The sequence below is a fragment of the Arthrobacter halodurans genome, assembly GCF_041877255.1.
Taxonomy (GTDB): domain Bacteria; phylum Actinomycetota; class Actinomycetes; order Actinomycetales; family Micrococcaceae; genus Arthrobacter_N; species Arthrobacter_N halodurans.
The window spans coordinates 1-603 of record NZ_JBHDLJ010000028.1; the positions used below are offsets into that span (position 1 = coordinate 1).

At 77.3% G+C, this 603-nt stretch carries 1 protein-coding gene; it reads left to right on the plus strand.

What is annotated here, in order from left to right:
- Nucleotides 1-603: DUF222 domain-containing protein (locus ACETWP_RS17285; protein WP_373973531.1), on the plus strand; the 603-nt coding region annotated here is incomplete at both ends.

Genomic DNA, 603 nt, shown 5'->3' on the forward strand with positions numbered 1-603 from the left:
CCGGATCGCGGACGCGGTGGAGCTGGTGGGGTGCCGGCGCGCGACGTTGGAGGCGTTCGAGGCGGGGAGGATCGGGTTCGGGCACCTGCAGGTGGTGTTGCGGGCGTGCGCGGAGCTGCGTCCGGGTCCGGTCCCGGCGCCGGGCGCGGACGCGTCTCCGGCGGTGCGGGAGGGGTACCTGCGGGCGGTCGCGGCGGAGGCGGCGTTGGTGGGGGTGCGCCGGGATTGGTTGGAGGCGGGGTTGCTGGGGTTCGCGGCGGGGCGCACGCCCGGGCGGCTGCGGGCCAAGGCGGTGCGGTTGCAGGCGCGGTTGGGGCCGGGCGCGTTGCGGGAGCGGGTGCGTCGGGCCGAGGCGGGCCGGGGGGTGTGGGTGGAGCCGGGGGCGGAGGGGATGTGCTCGGTGCGGGCGGAGGTCCACGCGGTGGACGGGGTGGCGATGATGGACCGGATCCAGCGGATCGCGGTGCGGTTGCGCGCGGTGCCGGGGGAGGCGCGGAGCATGGCGCAGTTGCGGGCTGATGTGTTGGCGTCGCTGGTGTTGGGGTCCGCGGAGGCGGGGCGGTGGTCGGGGGTGCGGGCCGAGGTGATGGTGTTGTTGCCGCA